25 protein-coding genes are annotated in these 26,851 nt (G+C 38.0%); 14 read left to right on the plus strand and 11 right to left on the minus strand.

The genetic code is table 11. From position 1 onward, the window contains the following. Positions 1-2 precede the first annotated feature (2 nt). Entirely contained in the window at positions 3-470 is a 468-nt protein-coding gene (locus E4F24_RS08095; protein WP_140938189.1) for a universal stress protein, read from the minus strand. Positions 471-548: 78 nt separating this feature from the next. Between E4F24_RS08095 and E4F24_RS08100 the strand changes: the two genes are divergently transcribed. Continuing rightward, positions 549-1,304 (plus strand): C40 family peptidase, encoded by a 756-nt coding sequence (locus E4F24_RS08100; RefSeq protein ID WP_140938190.1) that lies wholly within the window; start codon positions 549-551, stop codon positions 1,302-1,304. A 68-nt stretch (positions 1,305-1,372) separates the two neighbouring features. Then, positions 1,373-2,389, plus strand: a complete 1,017-nt coding sequence (locus E4F24_RS08105; protein ID WP_140938191.1) for a tetratricopeptide repeat protein — start codon at positions 1,373-1,375, stop codon at positions 2,387-2,389. Between the two features lie 31 nt (positions 2,390-2,420). On the opposite strand, the gene E4F24_RS08110 is transcribed toward E4F24_RS08105, so the two are convergent. Next, the gene (locus E4F24_RS08110; RefSeq protein ID WP_140938192.1) at positions 2,421-2,933 is read right to left on the minus strand and encodes a DUF6702 family protein; all 513 of its coding nucleotides are present in this window, start codon (positions 2,931-2,933) and stop codon (positions 2,421-2,423) included. A gap of 88 nt (positions 2,934-3,021) precedes the next feature. On the opposite strand from E4F24_RS08110, the gene E4F24_RS08115 reads away from it, so the two are divergent. Then, entirely contained in the window at positions 3,022-3,597 is a 576-nt protein-coding gene (locus E4F24_RS08115; protein WP_140938193.1) for a HupE/UreJ family protein, read from the plus strand. Positions 3,598-3,718: 121 nt separating this feature from the next. Then, positions 3,719-6,064 (plus strand): M1 family metallopeptidase, encoded by a 2,346-nt coding sequence (locus E4F24_RS08120; RefSeq protein ID WP_140938194.1) that lies wholly within the window; start codon positions 3,719-3,721, stop codon positions 6,062-6,064. A gap of 27 nt (positions 6,065-6,091) precedes the next feature. Here E4F24_RS08120 and E4F24_RS08125 read toward each other — a convergent pair whose 3' ends face one another. The 3 genes from E4F24_RS08125 to E4F24_RS08135 form a co-directional block, all read right to left on the minus strand. Beyond that, positions 6,092-6,925, minus strand: a complete 834-nt coding sequence (locus tag E4F24_RS08125; RefSeq protein ID WP_140938195.1) for an MBL fold metallo-hydrolase — start codon at positions 6,923-6,925, stop codon at positions 6,092-6,094. 192 nt (positions 6,926-7,117) lie between these two features. After that, entirely contained in the window at positions 7,118-9,631 is a 2,514-nt protein-coding gene (locus tag E4F24_RS08130; protein WP_140938196.1) for a heavy metal translocating P-type ATPase, read from the minus strand. A gap of 149 nt (positions 9,632-9,780) precedes the next feature. After that, positions 9,781-10,842 (minus strand): porin, encoded by a 1,062-nt coding sequence (locus E4F24_RS08135; protein ID WP_140938197.1) that lies wholly within the window; start codon positions 10,840-10,842, stop codon positions 9,781-9,783. A 314-nt stretch (positions 10,843-11,156) separates the two neighbouring features. On the opposite strand from E4F24_RS08135, the gene E4F24_RS08140 reads away from it, so the two are divergent. The 5 genes from E4F24_RS08140 to E4F24_RS08160 all read left to right on the plus strand — a co-directional run bounded on the left by E4F24_RS08140 (position 11,157) and on the right by E4F24_RS08160 (position 16,523). Then, positions 11,157-12,461 carry an ammonium transporter gene (locus E4F24_RS08140; RefSeq protein WP_140938198.1) on the plus strand — a complete coding sequence of 435 codons (1,305 nt, stop codon included), beginning with the start codon at positions 11,157-11,159 and terminating at the stop codon, positions 12,459-12,461. 241 nt (positions 12,462-12,702) lie between these two features. Beyond that, the gene (gene lepA / locus E4F24_RS08145; protein WP_140938199.1) at positions 12,703-14,493 is read left to right on the plus strand and encodes a translation elongation factor 4; all 1,791 of its coding nucleotides are present in this window, start codon (positions 12,703-12,705) and stop codon (positions 14,491-14,493) included. 31 nt (positions 14,494-14,524) lie between these two features. Next, complete coding sequence (locus E4F24_RS08150) at positions 14,525-15,409, plus strand: bifunctional 5,10-methylenetetrahydrofolate dehydrogenase/5,10-methenyltetrahydrofolate cyclohydrolase (protein ID WP_140938200.1); 885 nt, start codon at positions 14,525-14,527, stop codon at positions 15,407-15,409. Between the two features lie 75 nt (positions 15,410-15,484). Continuing rightward, positions 15,485-15,991, plus strand: coding sequence for a hypothetical protein (locus tag E4F24_RS08155; RefSeq protein WP_140938201.1), 507 nt, complete (start codon positions 15,485-15,487; stop codon positions 15,989-15,991). Between the two features lie 76 nt (positions 15,992-16,067). Beyond that, on the plus strand, positions 16,068-16,523 hold the full coding sequence (locus E4F24_RS08160) for a 3-oxoacyl-ACP synthase (protein ID WP_140938202.1): 456 nt from the start codon (positions 16,068-16,070) through the stop codon (positions 16,521-16,523). Positions 16,524-16,637: 114 nt separating this feature from the next. Here E4F24_RS08160 and E4F24_RS08165 read toward each other — a convergent pair whose 3' ends face one another. Both E4F24_RS08165 and E4F24_RS08170 read right to left on the minus strand, forming a co-directional pair. Continuing rightward, a complete protein-coding gene (locus E4F24_RS08165) occupies positions 16,638-17,651 on the minus strand; it encodes a WD40/YVTN/BNR-like repeat-containing protein (RefSeq protein ID WP_140938203.1) in 1,014 nt (337 codons plus the stop codon). Between the two features lie 82 nt (positions 17,652-17,733). Further along, on the minus strand, positions 17,734-18,387 hold the full coding sequence (locus E4F24_RS08170; RefSeq protein WP_140938204.1) for a YceH family protein: 654 nt from the start codon (positions 18,385-18,387) through the stop codon (positions 17,734-17,736). 82 nt (positions 18,388-18,469) lie between these two features. Here E4F24_RS08170 and E4F24_RS08175 point away from each other — a divergent pair, with 82 nt between their 5' ends. From E4F24_RS08175 to E4F24_RS08185, 3 genes are read left to right on the plus strand one after another with little or no spacing between them, the layout of a single operon-like run. Continuing rightward, complete coding sequence (locus tag E4F24_RS08175) at positions 18,470-19,375, plus strand: histone deacetylase family protein (protein ID WP_181182413.1); 906 nt, start codon at positions 18,470-18,472, stop codon at positions 19,373-19,375. Between the two features lie 57 nt (positions 19,376-19,432). Then, complete coding sequence (locus tag E4F24_RS08180; protein ID WP_140938205.1) at positions 19,433-20,488, plus strand: nucleoid-associated protein; 1,056 nt, start codon at positions 19,433-19,435, stop codon at positions 20,486-20,488. A gap of 40 nt (positions 20,489-20,528) precedes the next feature. Then, positions 20,529-21,602, plus strand: coding sequence for a DUF3810 domain-containing protein (locus tag E4F24_RS08185; RefSeq protein ID WP_181182414.1), 1,074 nt, complete (start codon positions 20,529-20,531; stop codon positions 21,600-21,602). 99 nt (positions 21,603-21,701) lie between these two features. Here the strand turns inward: E4F24_RS08185 and E4F24_RS08190 are convergent, their stop codons facing one another. From E4F24_RS08190 to E4F24_RS08200, 3 genes are read right to left on the minus strand one after another with little or no spacing between them, the layout of a single operon-like run. Continuing rightward, positions 21,702-22,943 carry a PQQ-dependent sugar dehydrogenase gene (locus E4F24_RS08190; protein WP_140938207.1) on the minus strand — a complete coding sequence of 414 codons (1,242 nt, stop codon included), beginning with the start codon at positions 22,941-22,943 and terminating at the stop codon, positions 21,702-21,704. Positions 22,944-22,982: 39 nt separating this feature from the next. Beyond that, positions 22,983-23,219 (minus strand): hypothetical protein, encoded by a 237-nt coding sequence (locus E4F24_RS08195; protein ID WP_140938208.1) that lies wholly within the window; start codon positions 23,217-23,219, stop codon positions 22,983-22,985. 5 nt (positions 23,220-23,224) lie between these two features. Next, positions 23,225-24,073, minus strand: a complete 849-nt coding sequence (locus E4F24_RS08200; RefSeq protein ID WP_140938209.1) for a universal stress protein — start codon at positions 24,071-24,073, stop codon at positions 23,225-23,227. Between the two features lie 250 nt (positions 24,074-24,323). On the opposite strand from E4F24_RS08200, the gene E4F24_RS08205 reads away from it, so the two are divergent. Together E4F24_RS08205 and E4F24_RS08210 are read left to right on the plus strand one after the other, a co-directional pair. After that, positions 24,324-24,899 (plus strand): RNA polymerase sigma factor, encoded by a 576-nt coding sequence (locus E4F24_RS08205; protein WP_235891181.1) that lies wholly within the window; start codon positions 24,324-24,326, stop codon positions 24,897-24,899. 11 nt (positions 24,900-24,910) lie between these two features. Further along, positions 24,911-26,227, plus strand: coding sequence for an outer membrane beta-barrel protein (locus E4F24_RS08210; RefSeq protein WP_140938211.1), 1,317 nt, complete (start codon positions 24,911-24,913; stop codon positions 26,225-26,227). Here E4F24_RS08210 and E4F24_RS08215 read toward each other — a convergent pair. Continuing rightward, positions 26,224-26,838 (minus strand): HAD family hydrolase, encoded by a 615-nt coding sequence (locus E4F24_RS08215; RefSeq protein WP_235891182.1) that lies wholly within the window; start codon positions 26,836-26,838, stop codon positions 26,224-26,226. The genes E4F24_RS08210 and E4F24_RS08215 overlap by 4 nt on opposite strands. Between the last annotated feature and the right edge of the window lie 13 nt (positions 26,839-26,851).

Here is a 26,851-nt window from a genome sequence, read left to right on the forward strand (position 1 = left end):
TACTATTCACATTTACCCGGAATTACTAATACAGGACATTCTGCTTTTCGAATAACAGATTCAGATACACTTCCTGATATGAAGTGATCGAATCCTGTTCGGCCATTCGAACCCAATATAATGAGTTTTGCCTCCCATTCATGAGCAGCAAGGAGTATTTCTTCCCTCACGGAGCCAATTCGGGTAAAGACAAAGACTTCCGAAGCAGATGAAAAATCTAGGGCCAGGTTATCGAGGTAGTCCTGAGCAGATTTTTGTTGCAATTCGGACACTTCTGGCACTACTATAGGTTGTTGCCCCAATAACGGATCAGCTCCATAGCTTGCCGGAGAAGTTGGAGGTATAACAGTAATAAGTGCTATAGAAGAATTAAATTCTTCTACTATATCCTTGGCATATTCTATTGCCTTTAGCGAACATGGCGTATCGTCCACCGCTAATAATATTCTCTGGAATCTCAGCTTAGCCATAATTTTTACCGTTTTTAGAATTATATTCGCATATAGAACATTATTTGTAATAGTTTTGTTTTAACTATAATATTCATCATGCGTGTAGCCAGCTGTAATTTAAGTATCGTCCCCCTTCGAGCAGAGCCCTCACATTGTAGTGAAATGGTCACACAGATTTTGTTTGGAGAAGAGTTTGAAGTTTTAGAAGAGGGAAAAGACTTCGACCGTATCCGGTTATTTACCGTCAATTATGAAGGGTGGATTCAAAATAGTCAATACGTATATATTCATCAAAGCACCAATAATAAAAACTACATAGTGGATTTGGAGGGTGCAATTGCTAAAAGTAGCGGTAAATCTATCCGTTTAGTACATGGGACCACCGTATCTAGTCCGGAATTAGGAATAGGAGACGAGCTGTATCGTATTGAAGGGAAAACCCGTAATCCTACGTTGACAGATTTTGAAAAGGAATTTCCGAAACTAATTGCACATTATTTAGACAGTCCATATATGTGGGGAGGACGATCAAGCGCTGGTATTGACTGTTCTGGCTTTAGCCAGATTATCTATAAACATTTTGGTGTATTTCTCAAAAGAGATGCCTGGCAGCAAGCCGAAGACGGCATCATAGTCGATTTTTTGCCGGAAATAAAAGCGGGAGATTTGGCATTCTTTGATAATGAAGAAGGAAGAATTGTCCATGTCGGTGTAATGATAGACCATGAAACGATCATTCATGCGGCAGGGAAGGTTCGGATTGATAAAATGGATAGTCTGGGTATATTTAATGCTGATGTGAACCGATACTCTCATAAACTTCGCATTGTAAAACGGTATTTTGGTGATTAGTAATTAGAGGTTAGTGATTAGTTACCAGTCACAAATTACCAGTCACCGGTCACCATTAAATAATTATCATGAAATTAAATCAGAATTCATTTTATACATTACCCAGTAGCGGATATTTTCCGGATTCTTACGCACCCGGATCAGCAATTTCGGACGTAAATCCCCATAGTGAAGGGGAGGCATTAGCAATTGAAGGTTTGGTCGCCTGGCAAAATCAAAAATATGATGTTGCACTAGCTATCTATTCACATGCTATCTCTTTATTTAATGAACTTCCGTTTTTCTATGCCTGCCGATCCCTGGTTAACACTGTGCTTGGAGATGACGAAGGTGCATTTTATGATTATCAAGTCGCCAAGCGGTTGGACTTTAACTATCATAATTATCTTGAGTGGAGAGAAAATGAAGGGGAAATGCTCGAAGGGGAAGAGCTGTTGGAGTTAGATACGGAAATAAAAAGAAATCCAGCACAACTTCAGCCATACATCAACCGGGCCTTGTTGTTGGTACAACATTTTAAGTACAGTGAGGCTATTGTTGACTATACGACGGCTATTTCGTTGGAAACGAACAATGTGGATCTATATATAGCTAGAGGTGCAGTTTATCTTCGGATGTTGCGTTACGATTTGGCGCTTCAGGATTTTAACAGTGCGATAGCAGTAGAGAAGGCATCTGCTACAGCTCATCTGTATCGGGGAAAATTATTTGTCGCAATACGCGAGCATGAACAGGCATTAGCCGACTTTGAGCGTGCCCTTCGTATCGATTCTTCAAATGTAGCCGTATATGAAGAACGTGCCCAGTTTTATGAGTCCCAAAATAATTTAGAAGCTGCTCTTGCAGATTATTCTACATTAACCGAACTCATTCCCGATGATTTTTACATTTATACATTGCGGGCAGATGTATTTGAACGCAATCATAATCTAAATGCAGCTTTGGCTGATTATAATAAAGCTATAACAATTAACCCTTATTATTCAGATCTATATCAATATAGAGGAGCCTTAAAAGAGCGGTTGGGAGATATGGTCGGGGCGCAGTTGGATTTCGAAAAATTTGAAGAATTAGAGGGAGAATAATAGGGGAAGCCCTTATAAATTGGGTTTAAAATCAGAATTCCATTTTGACAAAACTTTTCGGATTGTCAATCTTTGTACTTTGGCGCAGTCCGTCTACCGTTGCATGAAAAATATGGGATTGGTTTTTGAAGTTATTATAGAGCATTCGGGTATATATTTCCAATTTTTTCAGCGGCTGAAGTTGAGGGACTTCGAAATAACACCATGCCACTTCATCTTCTATTTCGTAACCGACATAGTTTAATACTTGTATCTTGCCATTGGTAGAGACCCTTAAATACTTCTCGAAGTATGCTGATATTGCAGAGTCTATACTTTCCTTCCGTTGTGGTTTCAGGATATTCAAGTTAGTGTTTCCGTCATGATTTAAAGCTAATTCCAAATCATCATAGAATATTCGAGCGGAGATTTCAATTTTCTTTTTAGAAGAAGAGTATGCAATATTGATAATGGAAACATAAAAAGGATGCGCATAGGTAAATAAGCAAATTCCTGCCAAGATTAAGGACAAATATATCTTTATTTGATTTCGTAATATCTTCATTAGCTACTCTTCAAAAATACAATTTCTTCGACCAACCAAACATAAAAAATTGTAATATTGTATTTCTTAAGTTTAACACCTAAAATTAATGCAGGATTTTTGGATATATTTTCAATTAGGTTGGCAACATATTCTTGATTTGAATGGATACGATCACATTTTGTTTGTATTGGTTTTATGTTGTAGCTACGCCTTAAAAGATTGGAAACGTATTTTGTGGTTAGTGACAGCCTTTACAGTAGGGCATTCGCTTACATTGGCTTTAGCAGTGTTCAACATCGTAAAAGCAAATACTTCGTGGATAGAATTTCTTATCCCTATTACTATTCTGTTTATAGCTTTGACCAATCTTTTCCGATCAAATAAAGCAGGAAATACCAGTCTTTTGTATACGATGACACTGGTTTTTGGTTTAATACATGGTCTTGGTTTTTCTACCTATTTGCGCTCTTTATTAGGTAAAGGAGCTAATATAGTATGGCCGTTGTTATCTTTTAATATAGGATTAGAATTTGGACAATTAATCGTCGTTTTTGTCGTCATAGTATTAGGTGTAATAATGATAAGTTTATTTAAAGTAAAGAAGAGAGACTGGAGTTTTTTTCTTTCTTCAGCAGTAGTAGGTATATCTTTCATGATGGCATTAGATCGTTTTCCTATATGAAATACTCCTATTTCCAATGTGCAAATACACATGGGTATTCCATAAGGACATTAAAAAGCAAGCCGAGCTTGCGAGCTCATGAATGCAATTGAAAACATATACTTAAATAAATTAATTGCACATGAACTATTCAATCTTAAAATATATTCTCACATGCTGTATAGTGGGATGGTGCGCACTACTAAATGCGCAGATACGCAATAATTCAGGGTCGAATCACGGTAATAAATTCGAACAACTGGGTACTTTGGTTACAGATCCAAATATTTTCCGTACAGCATCTGGAGCTCCTGGCGCTATGTATTGGCAACAGAAAGCGGATTATGTGATAGATGTTGAAATAGACGATGAAAATCAGGTATTGACGGGATCGGAAACCATCACGTATTTTAATAATTCGCCAGATCCCTTATCATACCTCTGGTTGCAATTGGACGATAATGAACATGCGGATGATGCAGAGAACAAGCGATTCGATGAAAGTTCGCTGCGTGCCAGAATGTCTGTCGAACAATTGAATAAATTAGTACCTACAGAAAAGGGCTATGGTGTAAAAATAAAAAAGGTTGTTGATGTGGCAGGTAAGGAACTTCCTTACACCATAAATTATACCATGATGCGTATCGATTTGATGACGCCGCTGAAACCAGGATCTAAATTTGTATTCAAAATTGATTGGGATATTAAGATAAACAATAGGATAGAAGAAGGCGGAAGAGCAGGGTATGAGTATTTTGCCGAAGATTCCAATTACCTATATACGATAGCGCAATGGTATCCTCGAATGGCAGTTTATTCTGATTTTCAAGGGTGGCAAAATAAACAATTTACAGGAAGAGGGGAGTTTGCGCTGGTATTTGGCGATTATAAAGTTAATATCACCGTTCCTGCAGATCATATTGTCGGTTCTACCGGTGAATGTCAAAATTACCCGCAAGTATTGACAGCACAGCAGCTTACCCGTTGGAAAAAATCACAAGTCGCGGAAGAACCAATAGAAATAGTAACACTGGAAGAAGCAAAGGATGCGATGACGAAGAAATCCAAGTCCAAAAAGACGTGGATTTATGAAGCTAAGAATGTGCGTGATTTTGCATTCGTTTCCTCACGACGACTGATATGGGATGCGATGAAAGTAAGAGAGGGAGTTGAAAACAACCAACCCATGGCGATGTCATATTATGGACCGGAAGCATATCCACTGTATAGACGTTATTCGACAAAAGTCGTTGCACATACCCTAAAAGTCTATTCCAAATATACCATACCTTATCCTTATCCCGTAGCCATTTCGGTAGAGGCCGCCAATGGAATGGAATATCCGATGATCTGTTTCAATTACGGTCGTGCAGACGAGTACGGCACCTATTCAGAGGCCACGAAATACGGTATGATTGGTGTAATCATTCATGAAGTAGGCCATAATTTCTTTCCAATGATTGTCAATTCGGATGAACGTCAATGGACTTGGATGGATGAAGGATTAAATACGTTTGTACAGTATCTGACTGAACAGGAATGGGAAAAAGATTATCCCTCCAGAAGAGGTCCGGCACATAAAATAACAGACTATATGAAGCTTCCGAAAGATCAATTAGAGCCCATCATGACCAATTCGGAAAATATTGCACAATTTGGCCCCAACGCCTATGCTAAACCAGCTACTGCATTAAATATTCTAAGAGAAACTGTTATGGGAAGAGCCTTGTTTGATTTTGCTTTTAAGGAATATGCAAAAAGATGGGCGTTCAAGCATCCAACACCAGCTGATTTTTTCCGGACTATGGAAGATGCATCAGCAGTAGATCTTGACTGGTTTTGGAGAGGATGGTTTTTTGAAACTGATGTTGTAGATATTTCCTTGGATAACGTACTATCCTATCAGATGAATTTTCATCCCGAACATATCCAACAACAAAATAAAATAGAGTATGAAAACGATCTGAATAATATCTCCCGACAACGCAATTTAGCCCAACATTTGGAATATTTGGTAGATAAAGATACATTACTATTGGATTTTTACAATAAATGGGACCGATTTGAGGTGACACCAAAACAAAAGAAAGAATACGACGACTTTTATTCAAAATTGAGCAGTCAGGAAAAAGAAATCGTAGATGGAAAAATTACATTCTATGAACTGACCTTCAGTAACCTGGGAGGCTTAGTGATGCCAATCATTGTAGAGTGGAATTATATGGACGGCACAAAAGAAATCGAAAATATACCAGCTTATATCTGGCGTAAGAATGAAAATCAGGTACAAAAAGTGTTCGCCAAGCGTAAAGAGGTGAAATCCATTCGTATAGATCCTTATCGAGAAACAGCAGACATAGACGAAAACAACAATACTTGGCCACGGCAGTATCAACCGTCTAAGTTTGAGTTGTTTAGACAGCAGCAAAATACACGAGGCGAATCTGTTGGAGATAATCCGATGCGCGAAGCGCAAACACGACAATAATCGTTTTTCTCTTGTAATAGCGACAATTTATATATCGCTCAGTTTAAATATATCTTTAACCCGGATACCCTTCTCGGTATGTTGCAGCGTACAGCATTCATTAACTGAGTCGTGTTCGAAAAAAAGTATATATTCTCGATCCACAATCTCTTGCCAATAAGATTGGCGTTCTTGCATTGTAGTGAGCGGACGGGTATCATAACTCATTATATATGGAAGAGGGATATGTCCGACAGATGGCAACAGATCGGCCATATAAAGGATTGTTTTTTCCTTGTATTCGATTTGCGGCAACATCATAGATTCCGTATGACCATTCGCTATGCGAATGGCAATATTATTGTCGTACCGTTCATCTTCTTTTAGGAATTTTAGCTGACCACTTTCTTGAATCGGGAGAATATTTTCTTTCAAAAATGAAGCTTTTTCCCTCGGATTAGGATTTATTGCCCATTCCCAATGTTTTTCATTACTCCAATAATGGGCGTTTTTAAATGCAGGGACTAACCGATCACCCTCACGTCGTATGGCACCTCCACAATGATCAAAATGAAGATGTGTCAATAGTATATCGGTAATATCATCGCGGTGAAAACCATAGTTTGCTAAAGATGAATCTAGTGTCGCATCACCATGTAAGTAGTAATGGCTAAAGAATTTATCGTCCTGTTTGTCGCCAATTGCAGTATCCACTAACGTCAAGCGTTTTCCATCTTCAATCAACAATAAGCGATTTGCCCAAGTGCAGAGGTTTTTGTCATCTGCGGGATTAGACTTGTGCCAAATAGCCTTCGGGACGACACCAAACATTGCTCCCCCATCTAATTTAAAAAATCCGGTATCTATGCTGTATAACTTCATTTCGGAATGTAATAAGGGATAAACTTAAATATATTTGCTTTTATACGCAATTATAATTGCGTATAAAAGCAAATTATTTACAACGGAAATGTAGTGTTTTTACCGGATCATTTAAGCAAATTTTTATTCAGAGCCATAGAATTAACTGAATACCAGTTGCTACGATACCCTAGTGTTGTGCCGCCACGTAATTTACTCTAGTTTTTTTATGTTCAGGCGTAATGAATTTAAGATTACCGACACCGAACTTAAACTCATTGCTAAGGCGGCAAGCATAGGAGACATCAGTATACCAAATATAGGATAAAGAATCCCCGCGGCAACAGGAATGCCGATCACATTATACATAAAAGCAAAAATAAGGTTTTGTTTAATGTTGGTCATCATGGCGCGACTAAGTGCTAATGCTTTGGAAACACCTTTTAACTCTCCTTTGAGCAACGTGATATCCGCACTTTGAATGGCAATATCCGTACCGCTTCCCATGGCGATTCCGACATGAGCCTGCGTCAAGGCCGGAGCGTCATTTATACCATCCCCCGCCATAGCGACAATCTTGCCCTCGTCTTGAAGTTCTTTAATGATTGCTAGCTTGTCCTGGGGAAGTAAACGGGCTTTGTATTCTCTAATACCAACTTCTTCGGCGATTACACGTGCAGTAAGTGCATTATCACCTGTTAACATCATCACCTCTATACCCTGATGTTGAACATGTTGGATACTGCTCTTTGCTTCCGGTTTGATATTATCCCTTACTGCAATATAACCGGCACAGGTGCCGTCTATTGCAAGAAAGGATACGCTGTTTCCGAGTGCCTGAAGATCTTCTACTGTTGTCATCATACCCACAGGAATAGCAACGTCATTGTCTTTTAACAACATTTCATTGCCCAATAACGCTTTAATATGAAAAGCATTAGCTGCAACACCTTTGCCTGTAATATTATGGAAATTGTTGATATCGATAAAAGTTTGACCTTTTTCATTTGCCATGTCGACCATCGCCTGAGCCAATGGATGAGAACTGTGTTTATTAATTGAGGCAGCTAATTGTAATATATCTTCATCTTTAAATTGTGGGGTACCTTTGTAGGACGTAACCCGAGGTTTTCCTTCTGTAATAGTACCTGTCTTATCAACTACGAGTACATTTGCTTTATGTAAAAGTTCAAGTGCTGCCGCTTTTTTGATCAATACACCATTTTTAGCTCCTTTACCTACACTTACCATCACAGACATAGGAGTTGCTAAGCCTAATGCACAAGGACAGGCCACAATTAAAACTGCCAGCGCATTTGTAACAGCGTAAGCAAACCGGTCCTCAAGACCAGTAAACAACCAACCAACGAACGTCAATACTGCGATGAGGATGACAATGGGTACAAAAATACGCGAAACTTTATCTGTCAATTTTTGGATGGGAGCTTGGCTCCGGCTGGCATCATTAACGAGTTGAATAATCTGTGCGAGCAAGGTTTCGTTTCCTATTTGTTTTGTTTGCATGAGGAAACTATGGTTTCCGTTGATTGTTCCACCGATTACATATTCCCCTGTTTTTTTTTCAACAGGAATGGATTCCCCTGTGATCATCGATTCGTCGATCGTTGCATTTCCTTCGATAATAACGCCGTCAATAGGAACTTTATCTCCCGGACGAACCCGTAGGATATAATCCTTTTGTACATCGGAAACGGCAATCTTCTCTTCTTTCCCTTCTTTTACCCATATCGCTTCGGCTGGAGTGAGTTTTACCAACTCCTTGATCGCTGAATTTGTCTTAGAATGTGCTTTGGCTTCCATTAATTGACCCAATATTACCAAGGTGATGATAACGCAAACCGATTCAAAGTATAACGGTGCGTGGCCATGGTGGGAAAGCATTTCAGTAGGTAGTAGAGCAGGAAATAATAGTGCTACAGCACTGAAAATAAAAGCAGCAGTGGTGCCTAAACTGATTAGACTGAACATGTTGAGATTCCAGGTTCTGAAAGAGTTCCATCCCCGTATGAAAAACGTCCATCCCGTATAAAAAAATACCGGCAACGTAAGAAATAATTGGATCCAACCATTGATATAGGGTGGAATGATTTTACTTAATGGATTCCCCGGCAACATATCACCCATAGAAAGTATAAAAACAGGTAGCGTAAAAACAATGCTGATGATCAGTTTTCTCTTCCAATCTTGATAAACCCCGTCCTCTTCGTCGGTTGTTTGATTGGCTACTAAATCCATTCCGCAGATGGAACAGTTACCCGGTTTATCAGATTGTATCTCCGGATGCATCGGACATGAAAATGTGACTTTTAACGTGTTATTGGGTATCTTTTCCAGATTCATGCCACAGACGGGGCAGGAACCGAACTCATCGTAGACTTTATCGCCTTCACACATCATCGGACAGTAGTATTTTCCGGGTTGATGTGTCGATAATTTTAGATCAGTGTATTGTCTATTTGGCGCGTGTAGCTGTTTGTTATCAGCATCTTTTTTTTCGGCATGTAATTCATAATGACCACCTAATTCTGCTACTTTCTGTTGTAATAAAGATAAATTGACTTCGCTGTTGTGCTGTACTTCTGCTTCGCCGGTTTCCAGCTTAACTTGTGCTTGCACTCCTGGAATTTCGTTTAATTTCTTTTCTACGTTGGTACGGCAACCATTACAGGTCATACCGGATACGTGATATATATGCTTGTTCTCCATGATAAGGACTCGTTGATGATATTACAAAACTCAACAAATCCATACAACGTTTGTTACATAATTTTATATAAATGATATACTTTATAAAAAAAGAGGATTTTGGAATATTCCAAAATCCTCTACATAATTTGTGAATAAAGCGAAATTTATTAAAAACTATAAACTAGTGCTAAAGAGAATTGAGCAGCATTCTTTTTAGGTGTTACTAAATCTGATTTTAGAAACACATCGTTATTGCTGTTATCGAATCTTATTTCCGGAATAAAAGCAAACCCATTGTGCTTGAAATTACCAGATAAAGTGAATGACGTGTAATCATCTCCTTTAACATCCTCTACATCTTTGACTTTGAAATATTCTGCTCTTGCGCCAACTGCGATGTTTTCGGTAAAGTTATATTGCGGATAAATGGCAACTCCTGAATAGCCCCCTTCTGCCGCTTGGGTATAATCTGCCGCATTCAAACCCAACGATACTTTGTCTGAAAATGAATAACTGCCGACTAAATCTATCAAAGTTCCAGACGTATAAGCGGTTTCGCCACCCTCGGAAATTCCTGTTAAGAAATTAAGGTATAAACTTGAATTTTCTGTAGGACTATATGCGAGCTGTGACCCAAAATGAGACACACCGTTTAAATCTTGATACTCGTTCCAGTCGTTAAATAACCCTACCATCAATTGGATATTGTCTGTAAAGCTATAAGAAGTTTTGATACCTGCATTTTGGAAAGGGCCTGCACCAAATAAATAGGAGGTAGAATAATGGAAGTTAGCACTCGGCGAGATGACTTCGTACCCAACAAAAGTACCCATGAACCCCGCATCGACAGACCATTTATCGGTAAGACTATATGAAACAGCTAAATTTTGGATATGGAAGCTATTATCTCCGTTGTCAGGATCTCCATCTCCATTGAGTAATGACCTGTATTGTCCACGCGGACCAAAAGAAACTTCTCCCAAAAACGATGCTTTTCCGACCGACTTTCTTAAGCCTAGATCTATCATCCCCAAGGATACTGAGTTATGGTCACCTGTAAATCCGGAGCTGCTGATATTCGTGTGTTTGTCGAAATCATACTTAAAATAAGTGTCAACAGATCCAAAAATCTCCAACCCTCCGACGGTATTTCCCTCTTGGGCTTTCAAAGTGACGATATTTATTGACAATAGTAACACTGAAACTGTAATTAGGTTTAAATTTTTCATGTTTTGTTATTTTAAAATGTAAAAATATTATAAAAACATAAAATCTAAATGAATTTTCTTTTTAAATTAATATAATTTGGTATTAATTTGTGTTTTATGTAATGATTTTTGTTTTATTTAAGGTAAAAGTATGATAATTTTTTATTAAAAAATACTTTTTTAATAAATTTTTAACTTTTTTGAATAATAAATTTGGAATTATCAAAAAAATCAACATAAATTTGAATGTTTTTCAATTAATACCTGAAAAAATAGTTCTTAAAATTTGTGTTTTTTGTTGAATTGCTTATTTACTTGTTAAAAAAAATTAAATTATGAAAAAAACAATCCCTATTTTATTGTTACTGTTGTTGACTTTATTAGGTCTTCTGGTTCCGGCAACAGAGGTGTCTTTATTAGAGACGTTGGAATTAGACACAGGTGACACAGCATGGCTGCTGACTTCCTCCGCATTAGTTCTCATCATGACACCGGGACTCGCATTCTTTTATGGAGGAATGGTTAGCAAGAAGAATGTAATTTCTACGATGCTGCAGTCGTTCATCTGTATGTGTCTTATTACTTTGTTATGGGTCCTGTTCGGATTCAGTTTAGCGTTTGGAGATGATATAGGAGGGGTTATTGGAAATCCGAGCACCTTTTTTATGATGAAGGGAATGCTAGGGAATGCTTCATGGGGAGCATTACCAACAATTCCAATTGTGCTTTTTGCGATGTTTCAGCTCAAATTTGCGATTATTACACCGGCTCTAATTACCGGAGCATTTGCCGAGCGAGTGAAATTCAATTCTTTTATGATCTTCATTCTTTTGTTTTCTATCTTTATCTATTCGCCTCTAGCACACGCCACATGGCATCCGGAAGGAATATTGGCTGCTTTCGGTGTTTTAGATTTTGCCGGAGGCACAGTCGTTCACATGTCTGCCGGCTGGGCAGCATTGGCTGCAGCATTGTACTTGAAAAAAAGAAAAGACTTAATCCATAATCCGGCACGTATCAGTTATGTAATTCTGGGAACAGCTCTTCTGTGGTTTGGCTGGTTTGGCTTTAATGCCGGTTCTGCAGGTGGAGCGAATACATTGGCCGCATATGCCTTTGCCACTACGACTACAGCTTCTGCCGCTGCAGCAGTATCTTGGATATTTTTCGACATTCTAAAAGGCAAGAAACCTTCAGCTATGGGAACGTGTATAGGTGCTGTAGTAGGACTTGTGGCTATCACACCGGCAGCAGGGTTTGTAACGATCCAACACTCTATTTTTATTGGGGTTGTAGCGGCGATCATTAGTAATTTGGTTGTTACCTGGCGAGCGAAAAAAGGAATTGATGATACATTAGATGTATTTCCTTGTCACGGTGTAGGTGGTATGGTGGGAATGATACTTACCGGTGTATTCGCTAATTCGGCTGTAAATCCGGCAGTAACGACGAACGGTTTGTTCTTTGGTGAGACTGAATTATTTGTTGCACACTTAGTCGCACTAGTTGTGGTTTCCGTTTTTGCCTTTTTCGGTTCACTTCTTTTGTTGAAAATCACCGATGTAATCAGTCCTATTCGCGTTGTTGAAGACGACGAAGTTTTAGGATTAGATCGTTCGCAACACGATGAGGAGCTTTAATATTTAATTTCTATAAGACAGTGATATATGTTGAATATCACTGTCTTATACTATTTTATCCACTTGGTATCTTTTTGATTTCATTTAAAAGAACCAAATATCACTCTTCATCGACAGAAGGATAATATCACCTGACAATGTTTGTCCTTTAAGTCTGTATAAATAACCTATTAATAATGTAAAAAAATCTACATGAAATAAAGTATATTTGCCATTTATTTATAGAAGGCAAAAAACCTACATGAAGCATATACGCAATTTTTGTATTATAGCACATATTGACCACGGAAAGAGTACGCTGGCAGATAGACTATTGGAATTTACAAAAACCATTACCCAAAGAGAAGCGCAAGCACAGCTCTTGGATGATATGGATTTAGAAAGAGAACGTGGAATTACGATAAAAAGCCATGCCATCCAAATGGAATATGTTAAGGATGGACAGAATTACATTTTAAACCTCATTGATACCCCGGGACACGTTGATTTTTCGTACGAGGTTTCCCGTTCCATTGCCGCCTGTGAAGGTGCTCTTTTGATTGTGGATGCTGCCCAAGGTATACAAGCCCAAACGATATCAAACTTATATCTGGCCTTAGAACATGATTTAGAGATTATTCCCATCTTAAATAAGATGGATTTACCTGGTGCAATGCCAGAAGAGGTAAAAGATCAAATTGTGGAGCTGATCGGCGGAAAACGTGAAGATATTATTCCTGCATCGGGTAAGACGGGGATGGGTATTGAAGATATCCTTACCGCGATCATTGAACGTGTACCTGCTCCTGTAGGCGACGCGGAGGGACCATTGCAAGCATTGATTTTTGACTCTGTATTCAATTCTTTTCGCGGAATTATGGCTTATTTTAAAGTCGAAAATGGCGAGATACGTAAAGGCGACAAAGTTAAATTTGTAGCTACTGGAAAAGAATATGCAGCAGATGAAATCGGTACGTTAAAGTTAACTCAAGTTCCAAAAGATGTCATTAAGACAGGAGATGTAGGGTATATTATATCCGGGATAAAAGAAGCGCGCGAAGTAAAAGTTGGTGACACGATTACGCACAGAGATCGTCCTTGTGCTACAGCGATACAGGGATTTGAAGAGGTAAAGCCTATGGTATTCGCGGGAATTTATCCTGTTGATACGGAAGACTATGAGGAGTTGCGCGAATCCATGCATCGGTTACAGTTAAATGATGCGTCATTGGTTTTCGAACCGGAATCTTCTGCCGCACTTGGATTTGGCTTCCGCTGTGGATTCTTGGGTATGTTGCACATGGAGATTATCCAAGAACGTCTGGAACGTGAATTTAATATGACGGTTATTACAACCGTGCCCAACGTATCTTATCGTGCGTATTTAACGAAAGATAATGAGGAGGTAGTGGTTCACAATCCGTCGGATCTTCCGGATCCAAGTAAATTAGACGCGATAGAAGAACCTTATATTAAAGCAAATATTATCACGAAGGCCGATTTTGTCGGTCCGGTGATGTCCCTTTGTATTCAAAAGAGAGGTACCATTATCAATCAATCCTATTTGACTTCGGACAGGGTAGAACTTGTATTCGAAATGCCAATGGGGGAGATTGTATTTGATTTTTACGACAAACTGAAAACGATTTCTAAAGGATATGCATCTTTTGATTACCATCAGATAGGATACCGGAAATCGGATTTGGTGAAATTGGACATTCGTTTGAATGATGAACCTGTAGATGCATTATCGTCCTTAATTCACCGCAGTAATGCCTATGATTTTGGTAAAAAGATCTGTGAAAAACTAAAAGAACTGTTACCGCGTCAGCAATTTGAGATTCGCATCCAAGCATCTATAGGTGCGAAAATAATTGCCAGGGAAACGATCTCTGCGTTACGTAAAGACGTAACAGCGAAATGTTATGGTGGAGATATTTCCCGTAAACGCAAATTATTGGAAAAACAGAAAAAAGGTAAAAAGCGCATGCGTCAAGTTGGAAATGTAGAAATTCCACAATCGGCATTCATGGCAGTTTTAAAATTAGATTAATATAATCTCCTCAGCACTACAATTATAAGAGATGAAATTACTAAACGGAAAAGAAGTATCAGCTAAAATTAAAGAAGATATTAAGAAACAGGCGGCAGAGTTTACTGCTCACGCCGGTCGCAAACCTCATTTAGTCGCTATTCTGGTTGGAAATGACGGGGGGAGTGAAACCTATGTAGCCAGCAAGATGCGTAATTGCGAATTAGTAGGATTTGAATCGACAAATATTCGTTATGAAGCGGATGTTACAGAAGAGGAACTGTTGGCTAAAATAGCTGAAATAAACAAAAATGATAGCATCGATGGTTTGATTGTACAGCTCCCGTTACCAAAGCATATTGATCCTGAAAAGGTAACAGAAGCGATCGATTACAAGAAAGATGTCGATGGCTTTCATCCGATAAACTTAGGTCGTATGCAACGTAATCTACCTTGTTTTATTCCCGCTACCCCATATGGTATTCTATTGATGTTAGACCACTATGGAATAGATACTTCCGGTAAGCATGCCGTTGTAGTTGGGCGTAGTAATATTGTAGGCTCACCAATGAGTATCCTATTGGCCCGCAATAGCAATCTGGGAAACTGTACCGTAACACTTACACATAGCCGTACTAAAGATCTTAAAGCCGAAGTGTTAAGAGCTGATATCGTTGTAGCTGCAATTGGAAAAAAGAATTTTGTGACAGCTGATATGGTTAAAGAAGGTGCAATAGTGATAGATGTCGGTATTAATAGGGAAGATTCTGCTGAAACAAAATCAGGTTTTAAGCTCTATGGAGATGTGGATTTTGACGAAGTTTCTAAAAAATCTTCGTGGATTACACCTGTACCCGGCGGAGTAGGATTAATGACCATTGTAGGTCTGCTAAAAAACACGCTTGAAGCTGCAAAAGGTACCATTTATAGTAAATAACATCCTAATGGCGCTGGCATAGAAATTGCGTACTGTTAATCTTATTCATAACTTATTAACGAAATTGAGGTAAAAATGAAAAGATTTGCATTATTAGTTTTTGTTGCCGGCGGACTGACTTTCTCGGCATGCAACAATCCGTCATCAACAGATAAAAATCATGATGGCCATACTACTGCCGGGGAACATTTGGATCATACATTGGAAACTATTGATGAACATGCAGCATATATGCATGTACAGACGGAAGAAGACCTTGCCGATGCTGAAGCAAAAGTAAACCAGGCTAAAGCGGATTTAGATGTTGCAGTAAAAAAAGGTGACAAAAAAGCGGAAGAGACATCCAAAAAGGCATTGGACGAAGCAAATACAGCTTGGGAGAAAACTAAAGTTGCTTTGGGAAGGGCTGCCGATGCAACCGGTAAGGGAATTGACACCGCAGTTGAGGCTACTAAGAGGGCGGCTGATAAAACAGGACAAGCAATCGATAAAGCCGTTGATAAAACAGGAGAAGCCGCCAATAAGGCTGCAAAAGACGTAGAAAGAAAGGCTAAAAATATCAAAGAAGCATTAAAAAATTAGTACTCTAAATTGTACTGGATTTTGTTATAAAAAGCGTCAACACAGATATGTTGACGCTTTTATTTTAAATACTGATATGGAAATACCAACTAAAAGGGAAATTGTGGATGTTTGTTTTGAACATGTGCAGAGTAGGATACAGGAAATCAATAAAGCTATAGATGATGCACAATATGCGTTAACAGAAGAAACGAAAAGTAGTGCAGGGGATAAATATGAAACTAGTCGGGAAATGATTCAACAAGATCTTAACCGTTACCAGTCTCAATTGAAGAATGCGAATGCAGACAAAAATGTACTTCTGCAAATAGACCCGGATCTCCATCATGAAGAGGTATTATTAGGCAGTGTCATTACAACTAATAATGCTATTTATTTTTTATCCATTAGTATAGGAGCGATTACTGTGTCCGGAACGTCAATTTTTGTTGTTTCTCCAGCTTCTCCAATAGGTCAGGTACTTTTAGGTAACAAAATAAATGACACCTTTGAGTTTAATCAAAAGAAAAATATTATTCTTCACATACGATAATACCGAGCTAACCCAAGCATTATTTTTAATTTCAGGTATTTTTGAAGAACGAACTCATGCCTAATCATTAAACTGCAGACTCTATGAATCTCAAATAGGTATTATCATTAAAGTTCAATTGAGTTGTAACGTGTATATCTGACCTTTTGAATTGGTTAAATATACATGTTTTCCTGATTTACTCTTCGCTATTGTATTGAAACCTAGTGTAGAAATATTTTTCCAATTCATCCCACCATCAGTAGACAAATCTGTTCCGGATGTTCCCGTCGCAATCAAAGTCATTTTTGTAACAAATAAAACATCGGATCTATAGCCATAGACGGGTATCTGAGGTTTAATCCAATTTTTACCGGCATCCTGAGTAATCAACACGTTATTTCTATTATCGCTATCCTGTAAATAATCGCCTCCGACAACTATCCCGTTAAGCTGATCGTAAAAATCGACAGCGAATATCCCCGCAGAGGAAATTCCGGACCAAATGGGGCAGTCAAATTTATCGACACGCAAATTTTTAGGATCATAGTTGAAAAGACTGGAATATGTGCCACCAGTGCCAACATATAATACGCCGTTCAATAATTGAATAGAAGATCCGGAAGCAGCGAAAGCTACTTCACCTTTGTCTGCAATGAGGTACATCTGGTTGCTGATATCTTTCCAGGATTTACCCTTGTTGGTTGATTTAAGTAACTGAAAACTACCATCCAGTGGATCACCTAAAACGTATCCTATCTTACCCTCAAAATCCATCGCATCAAAAAATACTTCCGGTCGATTATCATAAAACACCTTTTCCCATGATTTTCCACCATTTGTCGTCCTAAGAATCACTGCCGGTGTGCCTGCACTTACGGTAACAGCCTCCTTCGCTGAAAAAGCTTTGATATCCCGAAAGTCTACTTCTCCATAGCCTTGCGGGTTGACCCAATTCCAGGTCCTCCCGGTATCTTTTGAATACCCAACGGTCCCTTTACTGCCCGAAACCCATATTACATCCTCTCCAAATGTATCTAATCCACGAAAACTAACGCTATCCTTCTGAACCTGCAAAGTAAATGTCTGTGCATTACTGAAAGTGCAGACAGAGAGCAAGATACAGCCCAATAATATATTTCTAATCATATTTATATACTATTATTATTCCAAATGTAGCTGAATTTTCCTTCGGTCCTCAGCCACCATTGCGAATAGTAACATCAACTTATTATGTTAATTCCGCTATTAACTTATCAAACTCCGTCCGTAGTGCATGCAATTGCTCTTCAAGGATAGCTACTTTGTCTTCCAATGCCTGAACCTGTGAATCATTATGATTCGCGATCTGCGGTAAATCGTAGTCTTCTTCATTTACTTCCCCAAATAGATGAACAAATCGCGCTTCTTTTTGACCAGGACGCTTAGGTAACTGTTTAACATAAGGAGGTTCATCTATACTCAATTTATTCAATAGCTCCAGCACTTCGTCTAGTGTTTCAAATTCGTATAGTCTACCTGAATTGCTGTTAATTTCGCCAGCTGTAAGCGGGCCACGTAAAATAAGAAGGCATAATGCAGCTAATTCGGAAGGAAGCAAGGGAAAATGAATGGCCAAATTATGCTTATATTTAGTAACACGACTACCTCCTCCGACTACCGTGGAAACCAAGCCTCTTTTTTTTAACAAATCTAAGGTTGTTATAATTGTATTTTCATCATACGATACAACAGGTTTACGGGATGTTTTCTGATTACAAGCCGATTGTAAACTATTGATAGTCATTGGATAATATTCTGGAGTAGTCTTGGATTTTTCCAATAAGGATCCCAATACACGTAATTCTGCAGCTGATAACTGAGGCAAGTCTTTTATTTCTTCCATTTTAAATAATAAAGGTTATTCGAATTTCTAAGATAAGAATTATTTACTTCTTTGTATTTTCGCAGGGAATAAAAATAGAACTTTGTTAAAAATCGCCCATCATAAAGCATATATCCACCCGTTGCCTGAAGGTCATCGCTTTCCTATGGTAAAATATGAATTGATCGAGGAGCAATTATTATATGAGGGATTGATCACGTCTAAGAACTTTTTTAAACCGGAGCTCGCATCAAAAGAAACGGTTTGTTTAGCGCATGATGAATTGTATGTCGAAAGCTTATTACACTTACAATTGGATGCGAAGATGATTCGGCGTATTGGTTTTCCATTATCTCAGAAATTAGTCGATCGAGAGCGCTATATTGTGGACGGAACGATTCAGTCGGCCATGTATGCACAACAATTCGGCATATCATTTAATACAGCAGGAGGAACACATCATGCCGGATTTGATTTTGGAGAAGGGTTCTGTTTATTAAACGATCAGGCTGTTGCTGCTTCATACTTATATGGAAAGCATCTTGCTGATCGAATACTAATTATAGATCTGGATGTACACCAAGGTAACGGTACTGCTCATATTTTTCAGAACCATTCTGCAATATTTACATTTTCGATGCATTGTGACAAAAACTTTCCTTTTGTCAAGGAGCGTTCTTATTTGGATATTCCATTGGAAGTTGGTCTCTCCGATAAAACTTATTTGACGATATTAAAACAACATTTAGATCATTTATTTGATAAAATAAATCCTGATTTCGTATTTTATCAGGCTGGCGTAGATATTTTGGAAACAGACAAATTGGGAAAACTTAAAATTTCGGCCCGAGGTGTGAGAAAACGTGACCAAATGATTCTACAAACATGCTTTGACCGAAAAACACCTGTTCAAATCAGTATGGGAGGAGGCTATTCTCCTCATATTAAAGATATTGTAAACGCACATGTCGGAACATTCCGTGCAGCAATAGATATATTTAGTTTTTAATGTGCTATCTTAAAAACGGTTTTTTTATTTTTCACTTTTTAATATTTACTTTAAATCATGTTTTTCCATCAAGACGCCGTATTTGAAAACTTATCCATCCATCATGTGGGAAATAAAAGCAATGATGAATTTTATATATTGTCTGATAATCCAGTAGATTTAGCTGAGGATGAGATCCTTACCGATCTGTTAATGCACTATTTTATGAAACCTTTTACTAAGGCAAATGAGGTGTACCGATTTTATCATCCTAATGAGGAACTCCAACTGAATGCACTGTATCACTTTGTACATAAATATTTTCGAGAAGAGATTCTTTTTCATGAATTTTCGCAGCAGGTCACAAAACATCTATACGAGGTATCTGAGCATCCCAAAATCAAATCGGGAGAGGTATATGTGGTTTCTTTAAAAAATGTACAAATGGAGGGTGAGGAACGCGATGCCATCGGTATATTCAAATCGGAAAACAAAGAGACATACTTAAAAGTACATCCACAACAGGATGGTTTTCAGTTAAATTATGAACAAGAGGCTATTAATATAAATAAATTAGATAAAGGTGTCGTCATCATTAATGATGAGGCGGAAGAGGGGTATAAAGTCTTAGTAGTTGACCAAACGAATCAATCTGAAGCCGTATATTGGAAGGACGAGTTCTTGAAAATAAAATCTCGTAATGACAATTATCAGCAAACGGGCAACTTAATGAAGGTGTACAAGAATTTCGTAAACGAGAAATTAGACGAAGTCTTTGAACTAGAAACCGCCGACAAAATTGATTTACTCAATCGGTCGATGAACTATTTCAAAACAAAAGAAACGTTTGACAAAGTAGAATTCGAAGAAGAAGTGATCGCGAATCCTAAGGCCGCAAGTTTGTTTGATGAATATAAGCAATCTTTTGCCGATGAATTTGATATGCCTTTCCAAACCAATTTTGATATCGCAAGTCCTGCTGTTAAAAAAATGCAGCCTTCTTATAAAAGCGTCATCAAACTGGATAAGAATTTTCATATCTATGTGCATGGGAAAAGAGAATATCTTGAGCAAGGGTATGATGAAGATAAAGGTATGAATTATTATAAACTCTATTTTGAAAATGAAGGATAAATACTTCGCCAAGTAACATGGTAGTTGTCAATATATGGTAATGAGATCGTATAGTAGGTATTATTGGACAATTGGAATCCTATTGTCGCTTCAGTTTTTTTTATATTTATTTAACCAAGATCCACACAGAGTAGAGGTTTATTATTCCCGGATTTTTTATCCTGCTTTTTCCTATTTGCCTGTTATTCTGTTTGCCTGGGTGCCATTTAGCATTGGGGATATTTTTTATGGATGTTGCATACTCACAGTTTTAATATTATTATTCCTTTGTGTCAAATCGTTGTTTCAGAAAAATTATGCTATCGCTTACCGCAGGATTTTACAATTTTTGGTATTCATTCTTTTTCTCTATACGTATTTTTATATAAGCTGGGGTACAAACTACTATCGGATACCTTTGGCACAGCACATGCACTTAAATGTAGAACAGATCTCTCGGGCAGATCATTTGCAAGTGTTGGAGAACTATATTTTGCGGGCAAACGATTTGCGTGAGAGATTGGATCTATCCTCCAAATCGAAAGAAATAGCGAATAAGGAATTAAGAGATTTGATGCATAATGATATGGTATTTATATCCATACTATCTAAAACACAAGTTCACAGCAAGACTCCTTTATCGAGTGAATTGGTGAGTTACTTTACCGTCACGGGCTATTTTAACCCATTTACACAGGAGGTTCAGGTCAATCAAAATATTCCGATTCAATCTTACCCTTTTACGACTATCCACGAATTAGCACATCAAATGGGAATTGGATTTGAAGACGAGTGTAATTTCATCGCTTTCCGCAAATTGATCGATCACGAGCATGCTTGGTATCGCTATTCGGCCTACTATGAGGCTATTCAATATTTATTGAGGCCCTTGTATACAGATAGAGAATTATACGAAAGCTACTTGAATAAGCTTTCTCCGCTAGTAAAAGCCGATTTGTTGGAAGAACGGGAATTCTGGAAACGCTATTCGGGATGGATTGATCGTGTTGCAACAATCTTTTATTCCGGCTATCTGCAACACAATAATCAACCGGAAGGTTTAGAACGATATAACATGATGGCAAAATTAGTAGTAGCGTGGGAACTTCAACAACAACAACAACATGATTTATAAGAATCATGTTGTTGTTCGAAATTTACTCAAAAAAATCCAGCGGCATTTACGATGCTGGAAATAGTATTTACAATCCAACCAAAGAGATTATTATTTTATTTACTTTCCGATGCGATAGAGTTTACCTGCGTCTGTAATGCTATATAATGCCTCATCTTTACCCTGAATGATGTCTCTAAAGCGTTCACCTTCACGGTCAAGTAACCGCTCTTCGCCAACTACTTTGTTATCCTTTATTACAATGCGGGCAATGTGGGTGCTGCTTAGACCGGTGATGAATAAGTTATTTTTCCATTCAGGGATTGCAGAGCCTGTGTAAAAAGCAATTCCACTGGGCGATAAAACAGGATCCCAGTAATAAACAGGTTGCTCTAATCCATCTTGCTGTTGAATAGGAGGGGTTCCAATTTCTGTACCACTATACTCCAATCCATAAGTAATTGTAGGCCAACCGTAGTTTTTACCTACTTCTACACGGTTTAGTTCATCACCTCCTCGTGGACCAAATTCAGTCTCCCATAGATCTCCTGTCTCCGGGTGAAATGCTAGCCCTTGGACATTACGGTGTCCGTAGGAATATATTTCAGCTAAAGCGTCTGCTTGTCCAATAAACGGATTGCCTTCTACTGCCTTACCATCTGTTGTGATACGTAATATTTTACCCAATCCCGCCTTTAGACTTTGTGCCAACGGACGTGTTTGTTTGTCCGATCGTTCTCCTGTACTAACGAAGAGATGTCCGTTTTTGTCAAACGTAATACGGCCTCCAAAATGTAAGTTTCCTTTATGAGCTGGGCCAGCTTGATAAATTACGGTTGCGCCTTCAATGGATTTCTCGTCAGTTGATAATTTACCTTTGGCCACCGCAGTTAAACTTCCACCATCGACCGATTGGGCAAACACCCAATACACCATTCGGTTATTTTCAAATTGTGGATCCAATGTTAATCCCAACAAACCACCCTGTCCAGAAGCAGCTACTTTAGGTATACCTGTTATGCCTTCGCTAATTTCACCTGTAGGTGACACGATACGCATAACACCTTCTTTTTCTGTCACTAAGAATCTTCCGTCAGGAAATACAGCAATACCCCATGGTGATTTTAGCCCTTCGGCAATTACTCTCCCTTCGAAAGCCGTTGAAGTTTTGACCCCTGCAATACGTGTTTGGCCTTCGAATGCAGGTGGATAATTTGTATTCGGTTTGTTTTTTTCGACAGAAGAGTAGATACTATCGGTAGAAGTAATATCTGCATTGCTTCCTTGTGCTTCACGACCATTACCGCAAGACATAACCGCAACAGAGGATGATAAAAATAAAGCTGTTAATAGTTTGTTCATTTTCGTTGATATATAAGTTGATCTTTAGTAAATTACATTTTATTTAAGTAATAATGCTTCTTTGTGCGTTAAGATCTTCTTGTAAGTCGGTGGGGCATTGGCAATCAAAGCCTCGTGAAAAGGTGCCGGTATCATTACTTTATAATCCCTGTTCTCTATGGGAATAAAGAATAATGCACCGTGAACAATTTGATGCTCATCTACGATAAGCGTAAACTTAGCCGCAATATTATTGATGGTGTTCGTCTTTTCAAGTTTTGTAATGATATGATCCATGTCCATTATTCTTCGTGAAATACTAAAATAGGTATTTCAGCGTGAAAAGTTAGATTATTGCTTAAGCTAGATGAAAATAATCGGTCGAAAAAACTACGATTCCGTTTTACAATGGCTAACAGATCAATATTACTTTCCTTAATAAATCTGTTGATTGTATTTTCTACCGTATCTTCATTTTTTAAAAATGTAAACTCTAATTTACAATCGGGAAACAATTTTCTCCAGGATTCTCCGTAAAATAAAGCGTCTGCGGGATCCGAGTTCTCTGTAATTACATTTGTACAATAAACAGTAGCGTCTACAACTTTGGCTAAATCAAGAATTTCCTTTAATGCAGCTTGATCTTTCTCTCTAAATAGGGTAGTAAAGGCAACTTTCTGTATCGCTGAATAGGCTGCTTTTGCAGGGATAGCCAATACCGGGGCTTTAATATTACGAATTACATTGACGGTATTCGATCCAATAAATTCATTTTTAAAACCGCTAGTGCCATGTGTTCCCATCACTACTAGCGCAATATTTTCTTGCTGCACAGATTTCTTTACAGCAGCTACTACAGTTCCTTCTTCAAACAAAAACATCATTTTTGAATGATCCAAATTATGTTTTTGTGCCAGCTCATGTAGCTGTGGAATTTGTTTTTTATAATAGTCAAATTTTGTTAATTCGATTTGTTCATACACCTGTCCCAATAATTCGGGTTGACCAGCATGTGTAGCGGATAATACCGGGGAAATATAGGAATATAAGACATACAATTTGGTATCCAATTGATTAGCTAATTGTAATGCATATAGAAAAGCATTATTGGCCCCGTCAGAAAAGTCTGTTGAAAATAATATATTTTTCATAGCTCAAGGTTTTATTTACCTAAAAATACAAAAAATGAGGGATAAACAGGATGATTATTATCACTTAAAATAGTAACAAAATGGATTAGAAGTGTGTAGCAAAATGGGAAATAAACTCGTTTACTGAAAAAACATGATAGATTGTATGGTGATAATTTCGGCTATTGAGCATAAATTGCTTAACTTAAATCATTGAACGGATACTACCCGCGTGAAGATTTTGCCAAAATACTTTAAAAAAAACACACCATTGTCTTTAAAGAAGGCTTTGGAGGAGTGCGTTGTGTCAGATACAGAACGGAGCAAATCTTTTATTTATAAAAAGTTCTATGGGTATTTGATGGCTGTAGCCCTCCGATATATACAAGAAGATATGGAGGCGGAAGATATAGTAAATGAGTCTTTTGTGAAGGTGTTCAGAAAGTTGAATGCTTTTAGTTTTCATGAAGAGGAGGAGATATTAGAGAAAACATTTAAATCTTGGATAGCCCGAATTACCGTAAATACCTCAATCGATAAGTTGAGAGCTAAAAAAGAAATAGAATCTATAGATGATGTTTCTGATAAAGAACTGGTCCATCATGCTGTGATGGTGTCTACGAAACTCGAAGAACAAGATATACTTAAGCTGCTTTACGAATTGCCCGAAATTCAACGTTCTATTTTTAATTTATATGAAATAGAGGGGTATTCGCATGAAGAGATCGGAAAACTACTCGATGTACCTGAAAGTACTTCCCGGACTTATTTGACTCGCGCGAAAAGCAAATTACGAAAATTATACATGGATCAAGTCAGTGAATTACAAAATATACATCATTCTTAATCTATAGTAGAATGAAAGAAAATAAAGATATAATAGATGAAATTGTAAATCGTTTACGATCCCAAAGGGATTATGATTACAAGGAAGGGGCTTGGGAGAAATTTCAAAGCAGCCAACAACCTATTTTGGTTTCAAAAATAAGAGTGTACTATCGGTTAAGTGCTGCTGCTGCACTTATTATACTGGGTGCTGGTATTGCTTTATGGTTGAGAAATGAAACCCCCGTTACAATAGACACCATCAATACGGTTGAAGTGCAAGAGCGTGATAATCTTACCTCCCCTCATACAAATAATCCGACGTCAACGCCACAAGAGGTATTAGGTAGTTTGGAAAATACCCCGGAAATTCGTGAAGACAACACATATAGTCTGTCGGAGCCTAATGGCTTTGAAGGTAGTAAGGAGCTGGCTTATATAGCTAAACAGTATGAAAAGGGACTTGAAAATAAAATCAGCATCATTGATTATAGCCATCTTCCAAATACGTATTTAACCGTAAAGTCGATTTCATATCATGATAAACAACTCCGTTCGATTCGTTCTGCACCTACAGACAATATGGTATTATCTTCATCGGCTACACCTATAAATCAAAGTCTAAAAGAAGTTGAAAACAGACCCAGTCAATCGTCCATGCGACTCAACGAAAGATTTGATATTGCGTTCTTTGTCTCTCCAAATTCTACTGCGGATAAGATGAGTGTAGGTGGGGGGATGCTAGTCGCTTATAATTTAAATAAAAAGATAAGCCTTCGTACAGGAGCTTCTTATAATACGTATGAAATGGGAGTTTTAAAAAATCCTACTGCCGAAAGTAGTGCAGAAATTGTTTCAGTAAGTCATGAGAAGAATTCATTTGCCGGAACGAGTGAAGCCAGCTTTCAAAGAAGCATGGTTCTTCCCAATGTGAATGCAGTCACCGGAAAAGTACAATCTTTGGATATTCCACTGGAATTAAAATACAATTTTAATACATCTTTATATGCAGTTGCAGGTGTTTCTTATTCTGCTATCTTAAACCAAGAGCGTAGTGCGCATTATGTAGAAAATATTAATAACGAGACATTTGTTAACGGTTATCCAGAGAATCGAGAACAAGTTTCAAACAGCACCAAAACGGTGACACGTACCGTCAAATCTGCGGAGACAAATGTGAATTCCAACGGTTTTAATGGTTTCGTGACTATATCTGTCGGTAAGAAAGTAACTATCGGCAACAAATTTGGTATTTCTGTAGAACCATATTTTAAAATTCCGGTTGGAGAATACCGTCGTGCGGATATGGACTATACCAATGGTGGAATCCGACTAATGACAACTTTTTAAATTTGATCAATCCGAACCCAACTCATTCCTGCTGCGATAGCGCCCTGTACACCGGGATCACCATCTTCCAATACGACACATTTTTCTGGCGCTACCCCTAGATTTTGCGCTGTTAAGGTAAACGGCTCATGAGAGGGTTTGCCCAAAGTTGTATCACCCGCACAGACTAAAGTTTCATATCGACCAGCTACATCAATTACGTCTAATGTAATCGTTAATGTACTACGTGTTCCTCCGGATACTATCCCAATTTTTTTTGTATGTTCAAAGTCTAATAATATTTGACGAACAAACTCAATAGGTTTAGTTTTTGAAACGTATTGTGCAATAAAAATGGCTGACTTTCTTTTGGCAAACTGAGCAAAGTCAAAATCTACACCATATCGGATTGATATTTCTTTTGCCACAGCAACGGTAGTCCATCCGGCCGTTTCGTCAATCAAATCGGGATTAAGAATAATACCGTATTCAAGAGCCGCAGCGACATAGGAAGCCTTATGCGCATCCATATTATCCGCTAATGTGCCATCTACATCAAATAAGAGTGCGTCATAGGGTTCAACGATTCTTTTTAGGGTATTGTATTTAACGAAATCCGATTCTGTCATCATGTGTATAATAATA

Source organism: Sphingobacterium lumbrici, assembly GCF_006476045.1.
Taxonomy (GTDB): domain Bacteria; phylum Bacteroidota; class Bacteroidia; order Sphingobacteriales; family Sphingobacteriaceae; genus Sphingobacterium; species Sphingobacterium lumbrici.